Origin of the sequence: Pseudomonas sp. B21-023 (assembly GCF_024749165.1) — a bacterium.
In the GTDB taxonomy this organism is placed as follows: domain Bacteria; phylum Pseudomonadota; class Gammaproteobacteria; order Pseudomonadales; family Pseudomonadaceae; genus Aquipseudomonas.
Genome location: NZ_CP087190.1, coordinates 4585167 through 4605398 on the forward strand (window position 1 = coordinate 4585167; position 20232 = coordinate 4605398).

A 20232-nucleotide genomic window follows, 5' to 3' on the forward strand; every position below is an offset into this window, starting at 1 on the left:
TGTATTCAGGCCTCCGTGCCCATTGATATGGCCAATTGCAGGCTCATTGATCCGCGGCAAGCCTGACCTGGTTCTCCAGCTCCAGGCGCAAGGCAGGGTCCAGACGCAGCTGGCGCGCCAGTTCGTCGAGGTAGGCGCGCTCCATGAAATTCTCCTGGTCGACCATCATCACGCTGGCCAGGTACATCTCGGCGGCCATTTCCGGCGTCTGCGCGGCGCGGGCCACTTCGGCCGGATCCAGCGGCTTGTTCAGTTCGGCGTGCAGCCAGTGCTGCAACTCGCGGTCGCTGTCCAGGCGAGTGAACTCGCCTTCGATCAGGGCCCGCTCACGGTCATCGATATGGCCGTCGGACTTGGCTGCCGCCACCAGCGCCCGCAGCACTGCCTGGCTGTGTTGCTCGACCTGGGCCGGCGGCAGGCGATCCAGCGTCTGCGGCTGCTGATCGCCGGCGCCCTGGCGTGCCTGCCAGTTGCCATAGGCCTTGTAGGCCAGCACCCCGAGCGCGGCCAGGCCGCCGTAGGTCAGGGCCTTGCCGCCGTACTTGCGGGCCTTCTTGTTGCCCAGCAGCAAGCCCATGGCCCCCGCTGCCAACGCGCCACCGCCCGCACCGGACAACAGGCTGCCAAGGTTCCCCGAACCTTTGTCGCTGACGCCCTTGCCCTGCTGGTTCTGCAGCAGGGATTGACCGGTTTTCAAAAGCTGATCGAGCAGACCACGCGTGTTCATCTGACAGGCCTCGCAAACATTCACGGTTGAGAAGGCCCCAGAGTAGGCCGACAAGCTGAAGCCTCGCTTAACGCATTTGCATCCGAATGTTGCCCTCCTCGGTTTGTTGCCACGGCCAGTCGCTTCTAATCTGTAGCGTCACTGCGGCACAGTGCGCTCGAGTACCACAAGGAGAACCGCTCCATGCAAACCCGAATGCTGATCAACGGTCACCTGGTGAACGGCGAAGGCCCGGCCTGGACCGTGCTCGACCCGGCCAAGGGCAGTGCCCTGGCACAGATCAACGAAGCCACCGAGGCCCAGGTCGACATCGCCGTGCGCGCCGCCGACCAAGCCTTCGAGCACTGGTCGCAGAGCACGCCGAAGGAGCGCGCCAGCGCATTGCTGGCCATTGCCGAGGTCATCGAACGACACGGCGAGGAACTGGCCCGGCTGGAATCGGACAACTGCGGCAAGCCCTATGCCGCGGCGCTCGGCGACGAGATCCCGGCCATCGCCGATGTGTTCCGCTACTTCGCCGGTGCCGCACGCTGCCTGGGTGGCCTGGCGGCGGGCGAGTACCTGCCCGGGCACACGTCGATGATCCGCCGCGACCCGCTGGGCGTGGTCGCCTCCATCGCGCCTTGGAACTACCCGCTGATGATGCTGGCCTGGAAGATTGCCCCCGCGTTGGCCGCCGGCAACACCGTGGTCATCAAGCCATCGGAGCTCACCCCGCTGACCGCCCTGCGTCTTGGTGAGCTGGTCGGTGAGCTGCTACCGGCCGGCGTGCTCAATATCCTTTTCGGCCGTGGCCAGACCGTCGGCAACCCATTGGTCACCCATGCCAAGGTGCGCATGGTGTCGCTGACCGGCTCCATCCCCACCGGCGCGCACATCATTGGCGCCACCGCCGACAGCGTGAAGCGCATGCACATGGAATTGGGCGGCAAGGCACCGGTGCTGGTGTTCGACGACGCTGACCTCGACGCTGCCATCGATGGCATCCGCACCTTCGGCTTCTACAACGCCGGGCAGGACTGCACCGCCGCCTGCCGGCTGTACGTGCAGGACGGCATCTACGAACGCTTCGTCGAACGCCTGGGCGCGGCGGTGGCGAGCATCAAGCCAGGCCCGCAGCGGGCGGCCGACACCGAACTCGGCCCGTTGATCAGCGCCCAGCATCGCGACAAGGTCGCCGGCCTGGTGAACCGTGCCATCGCCCAGCCGCACATCCGCCTGGTCACCGGTGGCAAGGCACTGCCCGGTGATGGCTTCTTCTTCGCCCCGACCGTGCTGGCCGATGCGCTGCAGGACGATGAAATCGTCCGCCACGAGGTGTTCGGCCCGGTGGTGTCGGTCACCCGCTTCAGCGACGAAGCCCAGGCGCTGGAGTGGGCCAACGACTCGGAGTATGGCCTGGCCTCGTCGGTGTGGACCCGTGACAGCGGACGCGCCCACCGCCTCGCCGCACGGCTGCAATATGGCTGCACTTGGGTCAACACGCATTTCATGCTGGTCAGCGAGATGCCGCACGGCGGGCAGAAGCATTCCGGCTATGGTAAGGACATGTCGATGTACGGGCTGGAGGACTACACCTGTGTGCGCCATGTGATGTTCAAGCACTGATGCACCAATAGCCGGTGGGGGCAAAACACCCACCGGCTGTTGTTGCAACGCACCGCGATATCCGCCAAACCGCCTGCGGCTGAGTCAGTCGCGCAGGTCCGATTCGTGGATCGGGTTGGCCCGGCTTGTCGCGCGTTGGTATTGCGCCGGCCAGGTCGCCTTGTTGCCGCCCAGGTCGTCGTCGGCGTGCAATGGCCAGTAAGGGTCGCGCAACAGTTCGCGGGCCAGGAAGATCATATCGGCCTGGCCGGTACGCAGGATATGCTCGGCCTGGGCCGGCTCGGTGATCATGCCGACGGTGCCGGTGGCGATCTCCGACTCCTTGCGCACCCGCTCGGCGAAACGGGTCTGGTAGCCGGGGCCAGTGGGGATTTCTGCATTGACCGAGGTCCCTCCCGACGACACGTCGATCAAGTCGACGCCCAGGGCGCGTAGCCGGCGGGCCAGCTCCACGGTCTCGTCCGGGTTCCAGCCATCCTCGACCCAGTCGGTGGCCGACACCCGCACCAACAGCGGCAGCTCCTGTGGCCAGGCCTGGCGCACCGCCTCGGCGACTTGCAGGGTCAGGCGGATACGGTTTTCAAAGCAGCTGCCGTACTCGTCGCGGCGCTGGTTGCTCAGCGGCGAGAGGAACTGGTGCAGCAGGTAGCCGTGGGCAGCGTGGATCTCGACGACCTTGAAGCCGGCCTTCAAGGCCCGCTCGGTGGCGGCGACGAACGCGCTGACGACCTGCTGGATCTCGTCCTTGCTCAGTTCATGGGGGACGGTGTGCTCGGGGTCGAAGGCAATCCTGGAGGGTCCTACCGGCTGCCAGCCGCCGTCTTCAAGCTTGACGCTGCCGTGCTTGCCCAGCCACGGCCTGTGGGTGCTGGCCTTGCGCCCGGCATGGGCCAGCTGGATGCCGGGGACGGCGCCCTGGGCGGTGATGAAGCGGGTGATGCGCTGCAGCGCGGGGATCTGCGCGTCGTTCCACAGGCCGAGGTCTTCTGCAGTGATGCGCCCATCGGCGGTGACCGCGACCGCTTCACTGATCACCAGGCCGGCGCCACCGACAGCGCGACTGCCCAGGTGCACCAGGTGCCAGTCATTGGCCAGGCCGTCGACGGCGGAGTACTGACACATGGGGGAAACGGCGATACGGTTGGGCAGGGTCAGCTGACGCAGGGTGTAGGGTTCGAGCAGCAGGCTCATGGCGCACCTCCCAGGGACTCCAATGGTTGCCGGGCCGGCATTTGTAGTGGGGCGTGGGCCGGTACCGGTAGGTTTCAGCCTAGACCATGGCTCCGAGGGGCGTTCGCCCATCGCCCTGCGCCGCTCGTTCCTCCTCGCGCAAGGTCAGCACCTCGACGCCACTCTGCGTCACCGCCACGGTGTGCTCCCATTGCGCCGACAGGCTCCGGTCACGGGTAATTACCGTCCAGCCATCGCGCAAACCGCGGGTCCCGCGCCCACCCTGGTTGATCATCGGCTCGATGGTGAACACCATCCCTGGTTGCAGCTTCATGCCCGTGCCACGCTGGCCGTAGTGCAGCACCTCCGGCGCCTCGTGCATCTGCGTGCCGATGCCGTGCCCGCAATACTCGCGCACCACGCTGTAGCCGGCGGCCTCGGCGTGGGCCTGGATGGCGTGGCCGATATCACCGAGGGTCGCGCCGGGGCGCACCTGCTCGATGCCCTTCCACAGCGCGGCATAGGTGGTGTCCACCAGCCGCCGGGCCTCTTCGCCGATCTGGCCGATGCTGTACATCTTCGACGAATCGGCGATATAGCCGCCCTGCTCCAGGGTGATGTCGACGTTGACGATCGAACCCTCCTTCAGCACCTCGTCGGCCTTGGGCATGCCATGGCAGACCACATGGTCCACCGAGGTGTTCAGGGCAAAGGGAAAACCATACTGGCCCTTGCTCGCCGGCCGCGCCTTGAGGGTCTGGACGATGAAGGCCTCGGCGCGGTCGTTGATCTGCAAGGTAGTCACGCCGGGGCGGATGAAACCGTCGAGGTCGGCGAACACCCGGGCCAGCAACTGGCCGGCACGGCGCATCAATTCGAGCTGGGCGGCGTCCTTGAGGATGACCTTGCTCATTGCAGCAGCTCCTTGAGATTGGCCTGCTCCTGGCGCAGCAACTGGCGCAGCAGTTCCTGGTAGGTGGCCTGCGGGTGCAACTCGGCCAGCATGCCGATGCGGATCCAGTGCTCGGCCTGGGCGTTGATCGAGCGCGACAGCGCGGCGCTGGCCACGCGCAGGTCTTCGTGGAGGTCGTCGGCGATCTTGACGATGCCCATGTGCGATTACCTATATATGAAACGTATGCGAATCATATATCCATAAGCCAGCTGGCGCCATTCGCTGGTGCACCGTTCCCCATATCGGTGCGCGCGCCCCTCCCGGGCGAGCCCACTCACACCGCAGAGACGCGCCCCGCCGTGATATGGCCCGGGATTTGCTGCCGGCAAGGCATCGAGGCCATCAACGCCGATGGTCCTCCCTCCACGACGAAGGCGCCGTGTTGCCCCGCTTGCCAGTTGCAGGCCGGGCAGCCGGCGCCTTTGTCGTTTCGTCAGCAGGAGATCGTGATGAGCGGCAGTGAAGTGCGCAGTGTTTGCCCGTATTGCGGAGTCGGGTGCGGCATCGTCATGCACGTGAGTGAAGGCAAGATCGTCAAAGTCAGCGGCGACAAGCAGCACCCCAGCAACTTCGGGCGCCTGTGCACCAAGGGGCTGACCGCCCATGTGCCGCTGGAGGCCGGGCGCATGGCTCACGCGTTCGTCCGTGACCAGCGCAGCCAGCAGCCAGCCCGTCGCCCGCTGCAGACCGCCATCGCCGAGACGGCCGGGCGCCTGCGCACGATCATCGATACCCACGGCGCCGATGCCGTGGCTTTCTATGTCTCCGGGCAAATGTCGCTGGAGGCCCAGTACCTGGCCAACAAACTGGCCAAGGGCTTCATCCGCACCCGCCATATCGAGTCCAACTCACGCCTGTGCATGGCCAGTGCCGGCAGCGGCTACAAGCAATCGCTGGGCGCCGACGGCCCACCCGGCAGCTATCAGGATTTCGAGCGCGCCGAGGTGTTCCTGGTGATCGGCGCGAACATGGCCGACTGCCACCCGATCCTGTTCCTGCGCCTGCTCGACCGCCTCAAGGCCGGTGCCAGGCTGATCGTCGTCGACCCCCGGCGCAGTGCCACCGCCGACAAGGCCGACCTGTTCCTGCAACTGCGCCCGGGTACCGACCTGGCCCTGCTCAATGGCCTGCTGCACCTGCTGCACGCCAATGGCCATACCGACGCGGATTTCATCGCCCGTCACACCGAAGGCTGGGAGGCACTGCCGGCGTTTCTCGCGGACTACCCCCCCGAACGCGTCGCGGCCATCACCGGACTGGCCGAGGCCGACATCCGCGAAGCCGCCCGCCTGATCGGCGAGGCGGGCGAATGGATGAGCTGCTGGACCATGGGCCTGAACCAGAGCATCCACGGCACCTGGCACAGCAACGCCCTGTGCAACCTGCACCTGGCCACCGGCGCCATCTGCCGCCCCGGCAGCGGGCCGTTCTCGCTGACCGGCCAACCCAATGCCATGGGCGGCCGCGAGATGGGTTACATGGGGCCGGGCCTGCCGGGCCAGCGTTCGGCGCAGGTGGCAGCCGACCGCGCCTTCGTCGAAGCGCAATGGCAACTGCTCCCCGGCACCCTGCGCAGTGAAGGGGGCGAAGGCACCGTGGCACTGTTCGAGCAGCTCAAGCATGGCGAGGTGAAAGCCTGCTGGATCATCTGCAGCAACCCGGTGGCCAGCGTCGCCAACCGCCAGCAGGTGATCGACGGCCTGCGCCAGGCACAGCTGGTGATCAGCCAGGACGCCTTCCTCGACACCGAGACCAACCGCTACGCCGACATCCTGCTGCCGGCGTCATTGTGGGCCGAGGGCGAAGGGGTGATGATCAACAGCGAGCGCAACCTGACCTTGATGCCCCGCGCCGTCGAGGCGCCCGGCGAAAGCCTCGAGGACTGGCGCCTGATCGCGCGCATCGCCTGTGCCCTGGGTTATGCGCACGCCTTCGACTACCCCGACGCCGAAGCGGTGTTCGATGAGATCCGCCGCTTCCACAACCCGGACACCGGCTACGACCTGCGCGGCATCGACTATGCCGACCTGCGCCAGGGCCCGCGGCAGTGGCCAAGCGCGCCGGGGCGCAAGGACGCTCGCAGCCCCCAGCGCTATGTCGCGCCAGACGCCCCACAGACGCCGGTGTTTCCGACGCCCACCGGCAAGGCCCGGTTCTTCGCCCGCCCCTGGCTGCCGCCGGCGGAGCTGCCCGACGCTGCCTTCCCCTTCGTGCTCAACACCGGCCGCTTGCAGCACCAGTGGCACACGCTGACCAAGACCGGCCAGGTACCCAGCCTCAACAAGCTGGAGCCCGGTCCCTTTGTCGAGATCCACCCCGACGACGCCCGGCGCCTGGGTATCGCGGACAAGGACCAGGTGGCGATCCGTTCGCGCCGCGGCCAGGCCGTGCTGCCGGCGCGACTCAGCGAGCGGGTGCTGCCGGGCAACTGTTTCGCCCCGTTTCACTGGAACGATCTGTACGGCGAGCAACTGGCAATCAACGCGGTGACCTGCGACGCGGTGGACCCGACTTCGCTGCAGCCGGCCCTCAAGCACTGTGCCGTGGCCCTGGAACGGGTTGCCGGCGAGCGCATCGCCACCCTTGAACTGACGCTTCCCCCGGAACCCATCGCCATGCCCACCGCCACCCTGTCCCGCCTGCTCGGCCTAGAGACGTTGCCGGCTCCGGTCCTGGCCGAGCAAGAACGCCATTACCTGCAAGGTTTCCTGCTCGGCCTGAGCCAGGCCCGCACCGAAAACGTGCCTTGCCTGCCGCCCGATGCGCCCCTGGCGCCGGAGCGACGCCTGTTCGTCAACGGCCTGCTGGGCGGCCTGTTCGCCCGGCCCGCGCCGGCGCCGCAAGCAGCGCTCGAAAGCCCTCGTCACCACGTGCTGTGGGCCTCGCAGACCGGCAATGGCGAGCACCTCGCCGAACGCTGCGCCCAGCACCTGCGCGACGCGGGGCTGGTGGTCGCACTCAGTTGCATGGAGGTGGTGCGCCCATCCCAACTGCGAGACGCCGCCAGCCTGCTGCTGATCGCCAGCACCTTCGGCGACGGCGATGCGCCGGACAGCGGCGCCACGTTCTGGCGAGCCCTGCAGGACGAAGAAGGCGCCAACTGTGCCACGCTGCCCTACGCCGTGCTGGCCCTGGGGGATTCGAGCTACGACCAGTTCTGCGGCTTCGGTCGCAAGCTCGACCAACGCCTGGCCGAGCTGGGGGCCCGGCGTCTGCTGGCCAGGGTCGACTGCGAGCCGGATTGCGAAGCGGCCTTCGGCGCCTGGCTCGATGCCCTGCTGCCCAAGCTTGGCAGTATCCCGACGGCTACCACCACCGCATCGGCCACCGCCCGCGGCAAACACCAGCCCTGGCCTGCCACCTTACGGGAGAACCGCCTCCTCAGCGGCCCGGATTCAACCAAGGAGACTCGCCAACTGGTCTTCGACCTGTCCGGCAGCGACCTGCGCTATCAACCCGGCGATGCCCTGGGCGTATGGCCGCGCAATTGCCCGGGCCTGGTCGACGAGCTGCTGATGCTGATGCAGCTGGACGGCCAGGCCGAGATCGAACTCGAGGGCCATGCCCCAATGCCCCTGCGAACCGCGCTTGAGCGGCACCTGGACATCACCCAGGTCAGCCGCCAGCAACTCGAAGTCTTCAGCCAGCACGCCAGCGGCCTGCAACGCCTGCTGCTGCCAGCATGCAAGGACGAACTCAAGGAATGGCTGTGGGGCCGCCAGTTGGCCGACGTGCTGCGCGAGTACCCCCAGGCCATGCCGCTGGGCAACTGGTTGTCGCTGCTGAAACCCTTGCAGCCGCGCCTGTACTCGATCAGCTCCAGCCCCCGGGCTCATCCCGACCAGGTACACCTGACCGTCTCCATCGTGCGCCATGGCCAGCGCAAGGGCGTCTGTTCGAGCTTCCTCGCGGACCGGGCAGCGGCGCTGGAGGTGGGGGTATTTGCGCAGCCATCGAAACATTTCCACCTGCCCGAGGACGACGGGGTGCCTATCGTCATGATCGGCCCCGGTACCGGTATCGCCCCCTTCCGCGCCTTCCTCGAAGAGCGCGAACTACGTGGGGCCCCAGGGCGCAACTGGCTGTTCTTCGGCGAACAGCATGCCGCCTGCGATTTCTACTACCGCGAACAATTGCAGGCCTGGGAGGCTTGCGGACATGTGCGCCTGAGCACGGCGTTCTCCCGTGACCAGGTGGAAAAAGTCTATGTGCAGCATCGCCTGCTGGAACACGGCGCCGAGCTGTGGCAATGGCTGCAAGCGGGTGCCCATGTGTATGTGTGTGGCGATGCCCGGCATATGGCCCGGGATGTGGACACGGCCTTGCGCCAGCTCGTGGCGGAGCACGGCGGCCTGGACGAGACCACAGCTGCGGCGTATGTCGAGGGGTTGGGGCGGGACAAGCGCTACCTGCGAGATGTGTATTGATGCACCACGGTGGTGAGGCTTGCACCTTTGTTGTGCCCCGAACGGCCTCATCGCCGGCAAGCCGGCTCCCACAAGGATACGCCGCAAACGGGCCCGCAGCCCTGTGGGAGCCGGCTTGCCGGCGGTGAGTCCCGTGAAGGCTACCGATGGGTGGCCGCTTGGCACACTCCCTGCTTTTCAACGAAGTACAACAGCCCCTCGATCAACGGCGATCGCCCAGGGGCCTCACACTGATGAGTACAGGCAAAGGCGCCTGGAGCTTCGGCTCCAGGCGCCTTTTTCGTTTTTCCGTGATCGAGGATCGGCTATGCAGGCAACAGCGAACGAAGCACAACGAGCGCGACTGGTCATCGTCGGCAACGGCATGGTCGGCCATCACTGCGTCGAGCAGCTGATCGAACGCGGCGCCAGCGCGCGCTTCGAGCTGCACGTGTTCGCCGAGGAGCGCCAGCGCGCCTACGACCGGGTGCACCTCTCGGAATACTTCACCGGCAGTTGCGCCGAAACCCTGGCCCTGTGCGACCGCGACTACTATGCGAGCAACGGCGTGCACCTGCACCTGGGCGAGGCGGTGCTGGACATCGATCGTGAACGCCAGGAAGTGATCACCGCCGAAGGCCACCTCGGCTATGACCAGTTGATCCTGGCCACCGGCTCCTATCCGTTCGTGCCGCCCATCGAAGGGTCCAGCGGCAATGCGCGCCTGGTCTATCGCACCCTCGAAGACCTCGATGCGATCCGCGCCGCCGCCGGCAGCGCCCGCCGCGGCGTGGTGGTCGGCGGCGGCCTGCTCGGCCTCGAAGCCGCCAACGCCCTCAAGTCGCTAGGCCTGCAAGCGCATGTGGTGGAGTTCGCGCCGCGGCTGATGCCAGTCCAGTTGGATAGCGAGGGCGGCGCGGCGCTCAAGGCGCGCATCGAGGCGCTGGGCGTAGGCGTGCACCTGGCCCGCGCCACCCAGTCGATCAGCACAGGCGAACACTACCGCTACCGCATGAATTTCGAAGGCGGCGAACACCTGGAAACCGACCTGATCGTGTTCTCCGCCGGCATCCGCCCGCAGGATGCCCTGGGCCGAACCTGCGGCCTTACAATCGCCCCCCGCGGCGGCGTGGTGATCGACGGTCAGTGCCGCTCCAGCGACCCGCGCATCTTCGCCATCGGCGAATGCGCTTCGTGGAACGGCAGCGCGTTCGGCCTGGTCGCCCCGGGATACGCCATGGCACGTAACCTGGCAGCCCTGTTGATGGGCGAGTCGGCAAGCGAGTTCAGCGGCGCCGACATGTCGACCAAGCTCAAGCTGCTGGGTGTGGATGTTGGCTCCATCGGCGATGCCCAGGGCGTCACGCCGGGGGCGCGCAGCTATCGCTTCATCGACGAAGCCACGGCCTCCTACCGGCGCCTGGTGGTCGATGCCAGCGGCAAGCGTGTGCTTGGCGCGGTGCTGGTCGGCGACAACAGCTACTACGACACCCTGCTGCAATACGCCCAGAACGGCATCAAGCTACCGGCCGACCCGGCCGCGCTGATTCTGCCCCAGGGCTGCGGCGCGCCGGCGCTGGGCGCCGATGCCTTGCCCGACAGCGCGACCATCTGCTCGTGCCACAACGTCAGCAAGGGCGCGGTGTGCGCCGCCATCGACAGTGGCTGCGGCGACCTCGCCGCCGTCAAGGCATGCACCAAGGCCGCCAGCGGTTGCGGCGGTTGCGCGGCGCTGCTCAAGCACGTGTTCGAGCACGAACTGAGCGCCCGCGGCGTGACCGTCGACAAGAGCCTGTGCGAACACTTCGCCTACACCCGCCAGGAGCTCTACGGGCTGGTGCGGGTTGAAGGCATCCGCACCTTCAACGAGCTGCTCGAACGCCATGGCAAAGGCCAGGTGGGTTGCGCCATCTGCAAGCCGGCGGTGGGCAACATCCTCGCCTCGTGCTGGAACCAGCCGATCATGGACCCGGCGCTGGTACCGCTGCAGGACACCAACGACACCTTCATGGCCAACATGCAGAAGAACGGCACCTACTCGGTGGTGCCGCGCATCCCCGGCGGCGAGATCACCCCGGAAAAACTGATCGTGATCGGCCAGGTGGCAAAGAAGTACGACCTCTATACCAAGATCACCGGCGGCCAGCGCATCGACCTGTTCGGTGCCCAGTTGCACGAACTGCCGCTGATCTGGGGCGAGCTGATCGCCGCCGGCTTCGAGACCGGGCACGCCTACGGCAAGTCGACGCGCACGGTGAAATCCTGCGTCGGCAGCACCTGGTGCCGCTATGGCGTGCAGGACAGCGTGGCCATGGCGCTGCGCCTGGAGGACCGCTACAAGGGCCTGCGCGCGCCGCACAAGCTCAAGTTCGCGGTGTCTGGCTGCACCCGCGAATGCGCCGAGGCGCAAAGCAAGGACATTGGCGTGATCGCCACCGACAAGGGCTGGAACCTCTACGTGTGCGGCAATGGCGGCATGCGCCCACGCCACGCCGAACTGTTCGCCACCGACCTGGACGACGAGACCTTGGTGCGCCTGATCGACCGCGTGCTGATGTTCTACATCCGCACCGCCGACAAACTGCAGCGCACCTCGGTGTGGCGCGAGGGCCTCGAGGGCGGGCTCGACTACCTCAAACAGGTGGTAATCGACGACAGCCTGGGCCTGGCCCGCGAACTCGAGACGCAGATGCAGCAGGTGGTCGACCGTTACGAATGCGAATGGGCCAACGCCTTGGGCGATCCGGAAAAGCTCAAGCGCTTCCGCACCTTCGTCAATGACCAACGCGCCGATCCCGATGTGCACTTCGTGCGCGAGCGTGGCCAACGCCGGCCGGCGGCGCCCCTGCAGTTGATTCCCACCCATGAGGAGGCAATGTGATGAACCTGTCCAACACGGCTGTAGCAAGTGAAACCCGCTGGCAGGCGGTGTGCCAGGCCAGCGACCTGGTCGCCGACTCCGGGGTGGTGGTGTGGCACGAGGGCGAGCAGGTGGCGTTGTTCTACGTGCCGGGACAAGGGCGGGAGCTGTATGCCGTCGGCAACCGCGATCCACGCTCAGGCGCGAACACCATCGGCCGTGGACTGCTGGCCAGCCTGGGAGCAACGGTGGTGGTGGTGGCACCGCTCTACAAGCAGCATTTCTGCCTGCAGGACGGTGCGTGCCTGGAGGATCCGAAACAGCACTTGCCAGTGTGGCCGGTGCGTATCCGTGGGGCGACGGTCGAATTGGGGCTGAGGCTCATATGACACGGCCAGGTACAGCTCGATCACCCGACGTCAGTGAGATCAAGGTACAGCCTCGAATCCGCCCGGGTCAGTTCAGCCGCAAGCCTGCCTTGATGGCTTCCCAATGGGCAAGATCGACCGCTTCCAGCGGTGTTTCCTTGCTATAGCTGACCGCCACGAAACGGGCCTGCCCGCTTGGCGTGTAGGCCAACTGACGCTGATACGAGACCACTTCGCCGCGCTTGAACTGCAGGCTGACTTCCAAGCCGTGAATGGCACGATCGACGCCGGCGCTGACCGGCAGTGGGTCGCTGATGACCGCCCCAAGGCGCTCACGCAACTGCGCCAGTTGCTGCTGGTAAAGCGCCTCCAGCGTCTGCCCGGCAGCCAGCGGACTGCGGGCGATCACCAGGGTGGTGCCACGCTGACGGAAGGTCAGCATGTTCATGGTGGTGTCTTCGGGCGTTTCATCGCCCAGTTCAAGGACCAAGTCCTGGGTCAGGTAGGCGGCCATTGCGCAGCTCCATGCATCGAAGCGGCACACGCTAAAGGTTCGGGGCTTTGCCTGCAAGGGAGGAACCGCCGTCCGCCGACGAAGATCACCCGGACGTTGCAGGTCTGGCCCGCACGGATACACTGCCCGGCATGAACCTCGATACCCGCATCAAGTTCCGCCATCTGCTGTGCTTCCTGGAGATTGCCCGACAGGGCAGCCTGGCCAGGGCCGCCGACGTGCTGGCGATCAGCCAGCCTGCGATCTCCAAGACCCTCAAGGAGCTGGAGGATCTGCTGGAAGCTCGCCTGTTCGAGCGCAGCCACCAGGGCGTCGCCCTGACCCCGGCCGGTACCCGCTTCATGCGCTATGCCGGCCCCAGCGTGCAAGCGCTGCGTGACGGGGTCGGCAGCGTGCGAGGGGAAGCGCGGGCGCCGTCGCAGGTGCGTATTGGCGTGCTGTCGACTGTCGAAGGGTTACTGATGCCCGAGGTGCTGTGCCGCTTGCACCAGCAGCACGAGGCTTTGGTAATCAGCGTGGTGACCGGGGCCAGCGCCCAGCTGCTCGGGCAGTTGCACCTTGGCGAGCTGGAACTGGTGATAGGCCGTATGACCGACAGCCCGCAGATCCAAGGGCTGTCGTTCGAGCACCTGTACAGCGAGTCGATGACCCTGGTGGTGCGACCCGGACATCCGCTGCTGGCGGCTCAGCCTATTGATCGCACGCAGGTCGGTGCCTATCCACTGGTGCTGCCACCGCCAGGCACGACCATTCGCCGGCATGCCGACAGCCTGTTCGTGCAATGCGCGATCCAGCTGCCGGCACAGCGCCTGGAGACTCTGTCGCTGGCCTTGAGCAGGCGCTACGTGCTGGGCAGCGAGGCGGTCTGGGTGGCGCCGCGCGATGCCGTGCTGATCGACCTCGGGCGGGGAGAACTGGTCGAACTCGACCTGGGTGTGCGTGAACCGGGCGGCTCGGTGGGCATCTGCCGCAATGCGGCCTTGGCGCAGAGCCTGCCAGCGCAGTGGTTGTGCGAGGTGCTCCGGGAGGTCGCCGAAGCTTACCGGATTGGGACATACCCCTGACAACCCGACGCGCGGATTCCTATACAATCCACGCCAGTTACCAGCGCCTCCAGGACCTCTTTCATGGACGAAACCGCGCAGCACTGGCTGCATGCCCTCTCCGCCCCCATGGCCGCCCTCAACGGCGCCAGCTACACCGCCCCCGACTACTTCGAAGGGGAAGACCAGACCGATCTGGAGCGCTGGTGGGGGATCAGCGACCGCGCCCAGTTGCTGGACATGCTGAACATGGCCGACAACGGCCACGCCACCGAAATGAGCGAAGCCTACTGGCAGTACCAGCGCTGCCTGCCCAGCCAGTGGCAGGCCCTGCTCGACACCTTGCCCCCACGCGAACGCATCCGCCACGAATACGCCGCCCGCACCTTCCCCGACTGTGGCCCGGGCGGCACCCGGGCCTGGGACCTGGGGCGCATGAGCTTCCTGCTGCGCGCCGGGGTCAAGAAAGGCCTGATCGACCGCGACGAAAGCCTCTACCTGCACTACCGCCTGGCTCTGCGCGCACGCCACTACTACAACCGCTGGGACTGTTACCTGGCCGGCTACCTGTTCGGCAAGGCGCTATGGAATGTCAGCGACAGCAGCGACGAGACCTTGGCCGCCGATCTCGAGCGCCAGGGCAGCGAGCACTGGAACCGCTGCATCCTGCTTAACCTGCGCCTCGGCGCCCATGAGTTGCTGGCCGGGTTGCCCTGGGACATGGACCTGCCCGAGCCGCCGCGCCCCGCCACCCTGGAAGAGGACTGCTGGTCATGAGTTGCTGGATTCGCCTGGGGATCGAACCGACCCAGGACCTCGACGCCATCCGCCTGGCCTATCGCGGCCGCCTGCCCATGCACCACCCGGAAACCGACCCGGAAGGTTTCCAGGCCCTGCGCGCGGCCTACGAGGAAGCGCTGCGCCTGGCCCGCGAGCAGGAAACCCACGAGGCCGAGCCAACGGTCGCCGAGGACACGCCACATCCGACACTGCAGCACTTCCATCGCCTGCTCGAGGAGCCGTCGCTGCGCTTCGACCCGCAAGCCTGGCAGGGCTTCATCGCCGAGCTGGACGAACTGCCACTGGACGAACTGGACGACCTCGGCTGGCAGCTGTTGCACACCCTGCGAGACTGCGGGCCGCTGTCCCATCACTGCGCGGGCCTGCTAGCCCGGCGCCTGGGCTGGGCCGACCAGTTGCTGCGCCTGGACAACCCCCACGAAGTGGAAGCCTTCCTCGACCGTCTCGCGCAGCCGGACCCCTTCGATACCGCATGCATGCGCGACTGGCCAGCCCCGGCGCAGATGGAGAGCCTGTGGTATTTCCGCAGCCTCGAGTACTGTTACCAGCACCGCCCATTGTTCGAGTACGAGCAGTTCGCCAGCGTGCATACCTGCCTGGCGATCCCGGACGACTCGGCGCTGGTACAGCGCCTGCTGGTGCAGTTCAGCCAGGCCGGCATCGCCAGCCGGACCTTCCACGGACTGCTCCAGGCACAACAAGCGCAAACCCCGGACGATGCCGACCTGCTCTACCTGCTGGCCCGCCAGGCCGATGCCCTGGGGGCCGAGCAACAAGCGCTGGACTGCTGGTTGCGGCTGTACCGCCAACACCAGCATCCACAGGCCGAGCGCTGGCTGATCGACCTCTGCGCCCGCCATCAACCCCAGCGTCTGCCCTTGCTGATCCAGGCCTTCGACTGCTTGCATACGCCAGCCGGCTGGCCCGAGAACCTCGGCGACCCGGCCCAGGCCTTGGGCAGCCCGGGGCAGTCACCGCAGACCCTGGCGCGTTGGTCCGAAGCCTCGCGCCTGAAGCTGGACGGCATCGCCAACACCTTCGTCGACTGGCATCTGGACGGTGACGACGAACTGCCGCTGCTGGCCTGGCTGCTGCAGGAGCAGCCGGAGCAGAATCTGCACCGCTTGTATTGGCATGCCTGGGCCCTGCAGCGCGGCGAGGCCGGTTTGCTGCGCCTGGTCCTCGCCCAGCCACCGGCCGAGGACGCCCTCGACGCGCTGATCCTCGAGGGCTTCCAGCGCCAGGCGAGCCAGCAGTTACATTGGCTCGATCAGGCTCCCGTGGTCCAGGCGCTGACGCAACTCAGCGCCAGCGATGATCCGGCGGCTACCTTGCCCGAGGCCCTGACCGAGGATGCCATTCGCCCGGTCTGCCGTGAATGGCTGCGGCGCATGCGGGTCTATCCGGCCCATGCCCTGCACACGCTCAACCGTCAGTTCGACATGCGCCGCCTGTTCACCACCCCGTTCGGCCTGCAACTGCAAGACCGCCTGGCCGAAGCCGGAGTTCTTTTACCTTCGATGCCCGAGGGCGAGGCACTGTGGCAGTGGCACCGCCAGCAGCTGTTCATGCTGGCCCAGCTGGAGCAACCTTCACGTTGGCTGGCACTGATCGATCCGGCCTTGCCCGGGCAGTTGCACTACCCGGCCGAGCATCCGTTCGCTCCGACACACGCCCTGCTCTGTCAACTGCTGACCAGCCCCGAAGGCGCCAGTGGACTGCTCGGCAGCCTGGATATCCGCGATCCGGTACAAGCCCTGATCTCGGCACGCCTGCTGACCTTGCAGCAGGCGCTCAACAGCATGCGCCTGCCCAACGCCGTGCAACTGCTCGCTTGCCTGGACAACGACGACGGCGGACTGCGTACCGATTATCCGCTGGGCTACCTGCTGTTCTGCGCAGTGCTGCACCATGATCCGTCGCTGGACGAACCACAGCGCTGCGCGTTGCGCGACCGCATGCAGGCGCTGGACCTGCAAGACGACTGGTTCGAAGCGCTGCGCCGGGGGCTGCTGAACGGCCAGGCCAAGCATCCGCCGGCTGCCGCGGTACGCGCGCAAGGCCTCGACAGCCGCACGGTCGACGACGTACTGGATGCGCTGCACCGCCTGCTGAACACTTGCACCCCACCCAAGACCCGGCTGCTGCGCGCCCTGCAAAAGGTCAAGGACGACCCGGAACAGGACCCCGGCCTGCGCTGCGCGATCATGGCCGTGCTGTCATGGAGCGAACGCCTGCTGTTGGACATGATCAAGGAACCGCCGGCGCCGATGTGGGCGTTCTGGAAGCTCAAGAGTCGACTGAACCGTACGGGCCTGGCCGTGCACGTGGCAATCATCGCCTTGGGCGCCAGCCTGATGCTCCATATCCCGGCGATGTTGGTGGCGATCAGCATCCTGTCGATCAGCGGCTTCCTGCGTCGCCTGCGCGACCTCGGCCACGGCGTGCCGGCACTGCTGCTGGTGATGGTGCTGACCCGCGTGCTGCCGTTCTCGTCACTGGTGCTGCTGGGCCTGCCCGGCGACAAGCTGCCAAACCGTTACGGCCCGGTACCGGGCAAAGGGCAGCCGCTGGAAGGCGGCCTGCAGGCCACCCTGCGCCGGCTCAACGCTCAGTAACGCAGCTCGTCGAGCGCCTGGCTCAATGCCTGGCGCTCACGGCTGATCTCGCCGGCCTGCTGCCCGGCCAGCACGGCATTGAAGGCGTCCAGCCAGCTGCCGATCAGCTCGCGCTCGTCGCCCAGGCTCTGCATCCAGGCTCGCTCCAGGCGGGCCAGCAAAGTGCGGTTGGGCAGCGTGTCACGTGGGTGGATCTTCAATTTTGCCAGGCGTTCCTCACTGGCCTGGCGTGCCTGCGCATCCAGCCCGGTGGGGCTGCGGTCGATACTGTGGCTGTGCTTCTGGCCGCTCTCGAGGAAGGTCACGTCCACTTCCAGCAGGCCGTTGATGTCGTAGCTGAAGCGCACGTCCAGCGACTGGATCTCGCCGGTCGGCTGCAACGGAATCTCGAAACTGTCCACCAGGATGTTGTCCCGCACCCATGGCCGCTCGCCCTGGTACACGGCGATGCGCACGAACTTCTGTTCCGGGTGGCTGCTGTAGAAACGCTGCACCTTGGACGTGGGGATGATCGTATTGCGCTCGATGATCGGCGAGAAGGCACCAGTGACATCCTCGCCCCGGGACGAGGCCACGCCAAGGGTGTAGGGGCAGACATCGGTCAGGATCAGTTCGTCGATGGCCGCGTCGCGGGCCTTGCACGCCGCCTGGCTGGCGGCGCCGAGGGCAACGATGGTATCCGGGTCCAGGTGCCGGTACGGCAGGCGCCCAAACAGCTTGGCCACCAGTTGCTGCACCTGCGGCATGCGCGTGGCGCCGCCGACCAGCACCAGGCTGTCCAGCTCGCGCGGGCTCAAGCGGGCATCACGCAGGGCCTGTTCGATGGGAGTGCGTACCCGTGCCAGCAAGGGCGCCCAGATCGCCTGCAACTTCTGGTCGTCCAGCTGCCACTCGCGGGGCTGGCCATCCATGCTCCAGGCAAAGGTGCGACTGCCCTCGCCCACTTCGCACTTGAGCTGCTCGATGGCGTCGTGCAGGCTGGCCAGGGCCTGGGGCTCCAGGTCTTCGGCCTTGAGACTCCAGTCACGCAGGCAGGCCTGCAGCAGCGCCTCGGTGAAATCCTCGCCGCCCAGGTAGTTGTCTCCGGTAGAGGCATGCACCTCGATCAACGGCAGGGCGTACTCCAGTACCGTGACGTCGAAGGTGCCGCCGCCCAGGTCGAACACCAGGGTGCGCTCGAACTTCTGCTCATGCAGGCCGTAGGCCATCGCGGCGGCGGTGGGTTCGTTGATCAGCCGCTGGACCTTGAGCCCGGCCAGTTCGGCCGCGAACACCGTGCGTTTGCGCTGCTCGTCGCTGAAATAGGCCGGCACCGAGATCACCGCCTCGCTCACCGGGCAGCCCAGATAGGCCTCGGCGTCCTGCTTGAGCGAACCCAGCACCAGCGCCGACAGCTCTTCAGGGGTGAAACGGTGTTCACCCAGGGCGTAACGCTTGTCGCTGCCCATGAAGCGCTTGAACGCCGAGGCGGTACGTTGAGGGTGCGTGGTCAGGCGCGCCCGGGCGGCCTGGCCGACGAGGATGCTGCCATCGTCATCGACGCTGACCACCGACGGCGTCAGCACCTCGCCCAGGGCATTGGCGATCAGCCGCGCTTCGCCATCCTGCCAGACGGCGATCAGGCTGTTGGTGGTACCCAGGTCGATTCCCAGCAAGGGAGTGGTGTGTGTCGGAGCGGGAGAGAGGCTGGCATCCTGCATGGTCGGTCTCTTGCTTGCGGTAGGAACCGGCGCAAGGCCTGCTGGCCAGTTGCGGCGGACAGGGGATTCTGACGCAACGCCAGAAACAAAAAAAGCGACCCTAAGGTCGCTTTCTCTGTTGCTTCCGGGTGTTCAGTGGGCCCTGGAAGCTTAATATGGCGCGGCGGACGGGACTCGAACCCGCGACCCCCGGCGTGACAGGCCGGTATTCTAACCGACTGAACTACCGCCGCGCTATACATCGAGTGGTGGGTGATGACGGGATCGAACCGCCGACCCTCTGCTTGTAAGGCAGATGCTCTCCCGGCTGAGCTAATCACCCTTCGTCTCGGTGTGGCGCGCATTCTACGGAGGACCTCCTACCCTGGCAAGCACTTTTTTCAAAATATTTGAAAAAAATTTCCAGGCCTTTCAAAGACCTAGCCGCGCCGCGATTTTCTTCCTCTATATAGGACTGCTGGCCCTCTGACAGGGTTGGCCTGGAACCGTCGCTCGGAGAATAATGCCCGCCTTATGTATTAAGGAGAGATTCCCCCTCATGTGGTTCAAGAACCTGCTGTCCTATCGCCTGACCCAGGAAGTACCGTTCGAGGCCGAGGCCCTGGAGGCCGCCCTGGCCAGCAAGCCGGCCCGCCCCTGCGCAAGCCAGGAACTGACCACCTACGGTTTCGTCGCACCGTTCGGCAAGGGCGAGGATGCCCCCCTGGTTCACGTCAGTGGCGAATTCATGCTGATCGCCGCACGTAAAGAAGAGCGCATCCTGCCCAGCAGCGTGGTCAACGACGCGGTCAAGGAGAAGGTCGAGGAGATCGAGGCCGAGCAGATGCGCAAGGTCTACAAGAAGGAACGCGACCAGATCAAGGACGAGATCATCCAGGCCTTCCTGCCGCGCGCTTTCATTCGTCGTTCGATGATCTTCGCCGCCATCGCCCCGCGCCTGGGCATGATCCTGGTCAACTCGGCCAGCGCCAAGCGCGCCGAGGACCTGCTGTCGACCCTGCGTGAAGTGATCGGTTCGCTGCCGGTGCGCCCGGCCACCGTGAAGATCGCGCCAAGCGCGACCATGACCGACTGGGTCAAGTCGCAACAGGCCGCCGAAGGCTTCTACGTCCTCGACGAATGCGAACTGCGCGACACCGCCGAAGACGGTGGCATCGTGCGCTGCAAGCGTCAGGACCTGACCGGCGAGGAAATCCAGCTGCACCTGAGCACCGGCAAGGTGGTCACCCAACTGGCCCTGGCCTGGCAGGACAAACTGTCGTTCGTGCTCGACGACAAGATGGTGATCAAGCGCCTGAAGTTCGAGGAACTGCTGCAAGAGCAGGCCGAGCAGGACGGTGGTGACGAGGCCCAGCAACAGTTCGACGCCAGCTTCCTGCTGATGATGATGACCTTCACCGAGTTCCTGCCGGTGCTGTTCGAAGCACTCGGCGGCGAAGAGATCCCGCAGGGGGTCTGACCC

General features: G+C 66.3%; 14 protein-coding genes and 2 tRNA genes. 8 read left to right on the forward strand and 8 right to left on the reverse strand.

Annotated features, from left to right (window positions below; genetic code table 11):
- Nucleotides 1-43: 43 nt before the first annotated feature.
- Nucleotides 44-727, reverse strand: coding sequence for a tellurite resistance TerB family protein (locus tag LOY42_RS20685; RefSeq protein ID WP_110697738.1), 684 nt, complete (start codon nucleotides 725-727; stop codon nucleotides 44-46).
- Nucleotides 728-910: 183 nt separating this feature from the next.
- Here LOY42_RS20685 and LOY42_RS20690 point away from each other — a divergent pair, with 183 nt between their 5' ends.
- Entirely contained in the window at nucleotides 911-2335 is a 1425-nt protein-coding gene (locus LOY42_RS20690) for a gamma-aminobutyraldehyde dehydrogenase (protein WP_258599091.1), read from the forward strand.
- Between the two features lie 84 nt (nucleotides 2336-2419).
- Here LOY42_RS20690 and LOY42_RS20695 read toward each other — a convergent pair whose 3' ends face one another.
- The 3 genes from LOY42_RS20695 to LOY42_RS20705 all read right to left on the reverse strand — a co-directional run bounded on the left by LOY42_RS20695 (nucleotide 2420) and on the right by LOY42_RS20705 (nucleotide 4618).
- Nucleotides 2420-3526 (reverse strand): NADH:flavin oxidoreductase/NADH oxidase, encoded by a 1107-nt coding sequence (locus tag LOY42_RS20695; RefSeq protein ID WP_139669510.1) that lies wholly within the window; start codon nucleotides 3524-3526, stop codon nucleotides 2420-2422.
- A gap of 79 nt (nucleotides 3527-3605) precedes the next feature.
- Nucleotides 3606-4418 (reverse strand): type I methionyl aminopeptidase, encoded by an 813-nt coding sequence (gene map, locus LOY42_RS20700; protein ID WP_258599094.1) that lies wholly within the window; start codon nucleotides 4416-4418, stop codon nucleotides 3606-3608.
- Complete coding sequence (locus LOY42_RS20705; protein ID WP_046856862.1) at nucleotides 4415-4618, reverse strand: ParD-like family protein; 204 nt, start codon at nucleotides 4616-4618, stop codon at nucleotides 4415-4417. Before LOY42_RS20705 ends, map begins: the two co-directional genes overlap by 4 nt.
- A 291-nt stretch (nucleotides 4619-4909) precedes the next feature.
- Here LOY42_RS20705 and LOY42_RS20710 point away from each other — a divergent pair, with 291 nt between their 5' ends.
- The 3 genes from LOY42_RS20710 to nirD all read left to right on the forward strand — a co-directional run bounded on the left by LOY42_RS20710 (nucleotide 4910) and on the right by nirD (nucleotide 12115).
- Entirely contained in the window at nucleotides 4910-8887 is a 3978-nt protein-coding gene (locus LOY42_RS20710) for a bifunctional nitrate reductase/sulfite reductase flavoprotein subunit alpha (RefSeq protein ID WP_258599096.1), read from the forward strand.
- A gap of 307 nt (nucleotides 8888-9194) precedes the next feature.
- The gene (gene nirB / locus LOY42_RS20715) at nucleotides 9195-11747 is read left to right on the forward strand and encodes a nitrite reductase large subunit NirB (protein WP_139669503.1); all 2553 of its coding nucleotides are present in this window, start codon (nucleotides 9195-9197) and stop codon (nucleotides 11745-11747) included.
- A complete protein-coding gene (gene nirD, locus LOY42_RS20720) occupies nucleotides 11747-12115 on the forward strand; it encodes a nitrite reductase small subunit NirD (protein ID WP_139669501.1) in 369 nt (122 codons plus the stop codon). Before nirB ends, nirD begins: the two co-directional genes overlap by 1 nt.
- Before the next feature lie 67 nt (nucleotides 12116-12182).
- Here the strand turns inward: nirD and LOY42_RS20725 are convergent, their stop codons facing one another.
- On the reverse strand, nucleotides 12183-12608 hold the full coding sequence (locus LOY42_RS20725; RefSeq protein ID WP_102681592.1) for a DcrB-related protein: 426 nt from the start codon (nucleotides 12606-12608) through the stop codon (nucleotides 12183-12185).
- A 131-nt stretch (nucleotides 12609-12739) separates the two neighbouring features.
- Here LOY42_RS20725 and pcaQ point away from each other — a divergent pair, with 131 nt between their 5' ends.
- The 3 genes from pcaQ (at nucleotide 12740) to LOY42_RS20740 (ending at nucleotide 17070) form a co-directional block, all read left to right on the forward strand.
- Nucleotides 12740-13672, forward strand: a complete 933-nt coding sequence (gene pcaQ, locus LOY42_RS20730) for a pca operon transcription factor PcaQ (protein WP_139669499.1) — start codon at nucleotides 12740-12742, stop codon at nucleotides 13670-13672.
- A gap of 63 nt (nucleotides 13673-13735) precedes the next feature.
- Nucleotides 13736-14428: a DUF1266 domain-containing protein gene (locus tag LOY42_RS20735; RefSeq protein ID WP_102681590.1), complete on the forward strand. Its 693-nt coding sequence runs from the start codon at nucleotides 13736-13738 to the stop codon at nucleotides 14426-14428.
- Entirely contained in the window at nucleotides 14425-17070 is a 2646-nt protein-coding gene (locus LOY42_RS20740; RefSeq protein ID WP_139669498.1) for a DUF805 domain-containing protein, read from the forward strand. Before LOY42_RS20735 ends, LOY42_RS20740 begins: the two co-directional genes overlap by 4 nt.
- On the opposite strand, the gene LOY42_RS20745 is transcribed toward LOY42_RS20740, so the two are convergent.
- From LOY42_RS20745 to LOY42_RS20755, 3 genes are all read right to left on the reverse strand, one after another.
- The gene (locus tag LOY42_RS20745) at nucleotides 17064-18770 is read right to left on the reverse strand and encodes a molecular chaperone HscC (RefSeq protein ID WP_258599101.1); all 1707 of its coding nucleotides are present in this window, start codon (nucleotides 18768-18770) and stop codon (nucleotides 17064-17066) included. The two genes, LOY42_RS20740 and LOY42_RS20745, sit on opposite strands and share 7 nt — an antisense overlap.
- Before the next feature lie 156 nt (nucleotides 18771-18926).
- A tRNA-Asp gene (locus LOY42_RS20750) sits at nucleotides 18927-19003 on the reverse strand.
- Nucleotides 19004-19016: 13 nt separating this feature from the next.
- Nucleotides 19017-19092, reverse strand: a tRNA-Val gene (locus LOY42_RS20755).
- A 216-nt stretch (nucleotides 19093-19308) separates the two neighbouring features.
- Here LOY42_RS20755 and rdgC point away from each other — a divergent pair.
- On the forward strand, nucleotides 19309-20229 hold the full coding sequence (gene rdgC, locus LOY42_RS20760; protein ID WP_023631647.1) for a recombination-associated protein RdgC: 921 nt from the start codon (nucleotides 19309-19311) through the stop codon (nucleotides 20227-20229).
- Nucleotides 20230-20232 lie beyond the last annotated feature (3 nt).

Bases quoted from the DNA above. Each gene is read 5' to 3' on its own strand.
- pcaQ (WP_139669499.1), top strand. From the start codon at position 12,740: ATGAACCTCGATACCCGCATCAAGTTCCGCCATCTGCTGTGCTTCCTG.
- LOY42_RS20710 (WP_258599096.1), top strand. From the start codon at position 4,910: ATGAGCGGCAGTGAAGTGCGCAGTGTTTGCCCGTATTGCGGAGTCGGG.
- LOY42_RS20685 (WP_110697738.1), bottom strand. From the start codon at position 727: ATGAACACGCGTGGTCTGCTCGATCAGCTTTTGAAAACCGGTCAATCC.
- nirD (WP_139669501.1), top strand. From the start codon at position 11,747: ATGAACCTGTCCAACACGGCTGTAGCAAGTGAAACCCGCTGGCAGGCG.
- nirB (WP_139669503.1), top strand. From the start codon at position 9,195: ATGCAGGCAACAGCGAACGAAGCACAACGAGCGCGACTGGTCATCGTC.
- LOY42_RS20740 (WP_139669498.1), top strand. From the start codon at position 14,425: ATGAGTTGCTGGATTCGCCTGGGGATCGAACCGACCCAGGACCTCGAC.
- map (WP_258599094.1), bottom strand. From the start codon at position 4,418: ATGAGCAAGGTCATCCTCAAGGACGCCGCCCAGCTCGAATTGATGCGC.
- LOY42_RS20695 (WP_139669510.1), bottom strand. From the start codon at position 3,526: ATGAGCCTGCTGCTCGAACCCTACACCCTGCGTCAGCTGACCCTGCCC.
- LOY42_RS20705 (WP_046856862.1), bottom strand. From the start codon at position 4,618: ATGGGCATCGTCAAGATCGCCGACGACCTCCACGAAGACCTGCGCGTG.
- rdgC (WP_023631647.1), top strand. From the start codon at position 19,309: ATGTGGTTCAAGAACCTGCTGTCCTATCGCCTGACCCAGGAAGTACCG.
- LOY42_RS20690 (WP_258599091.1), top strand. From the start codon at position 911: ATGCAAACCCGAATGCTGATCAACGGTCACCTGGTGAACGGCGAAGGC.
- LOY42_RS20735 (WP_102681590.1), top strand. From the start codon at position 13,736: ATGGACGAAACCGCGCAGCACTGGCTGCATGCCCTCTCCGCCCCCATG.
- LOY42_RS20725 (WP_102681592.1), bottom strand. From the start codon at position 12,608: ATGGCCGCCTACCTGACCCAGGACTTGGTCCTTGAACTGGGCGATGAA.
- LOY42_RS20745 (WP_258599101.1), bottom strand. From the start codon at position 18,770: ATGCAGGATGCCAGCCTCTCTCCCGCTCCGACACACACCACTCCCTTG.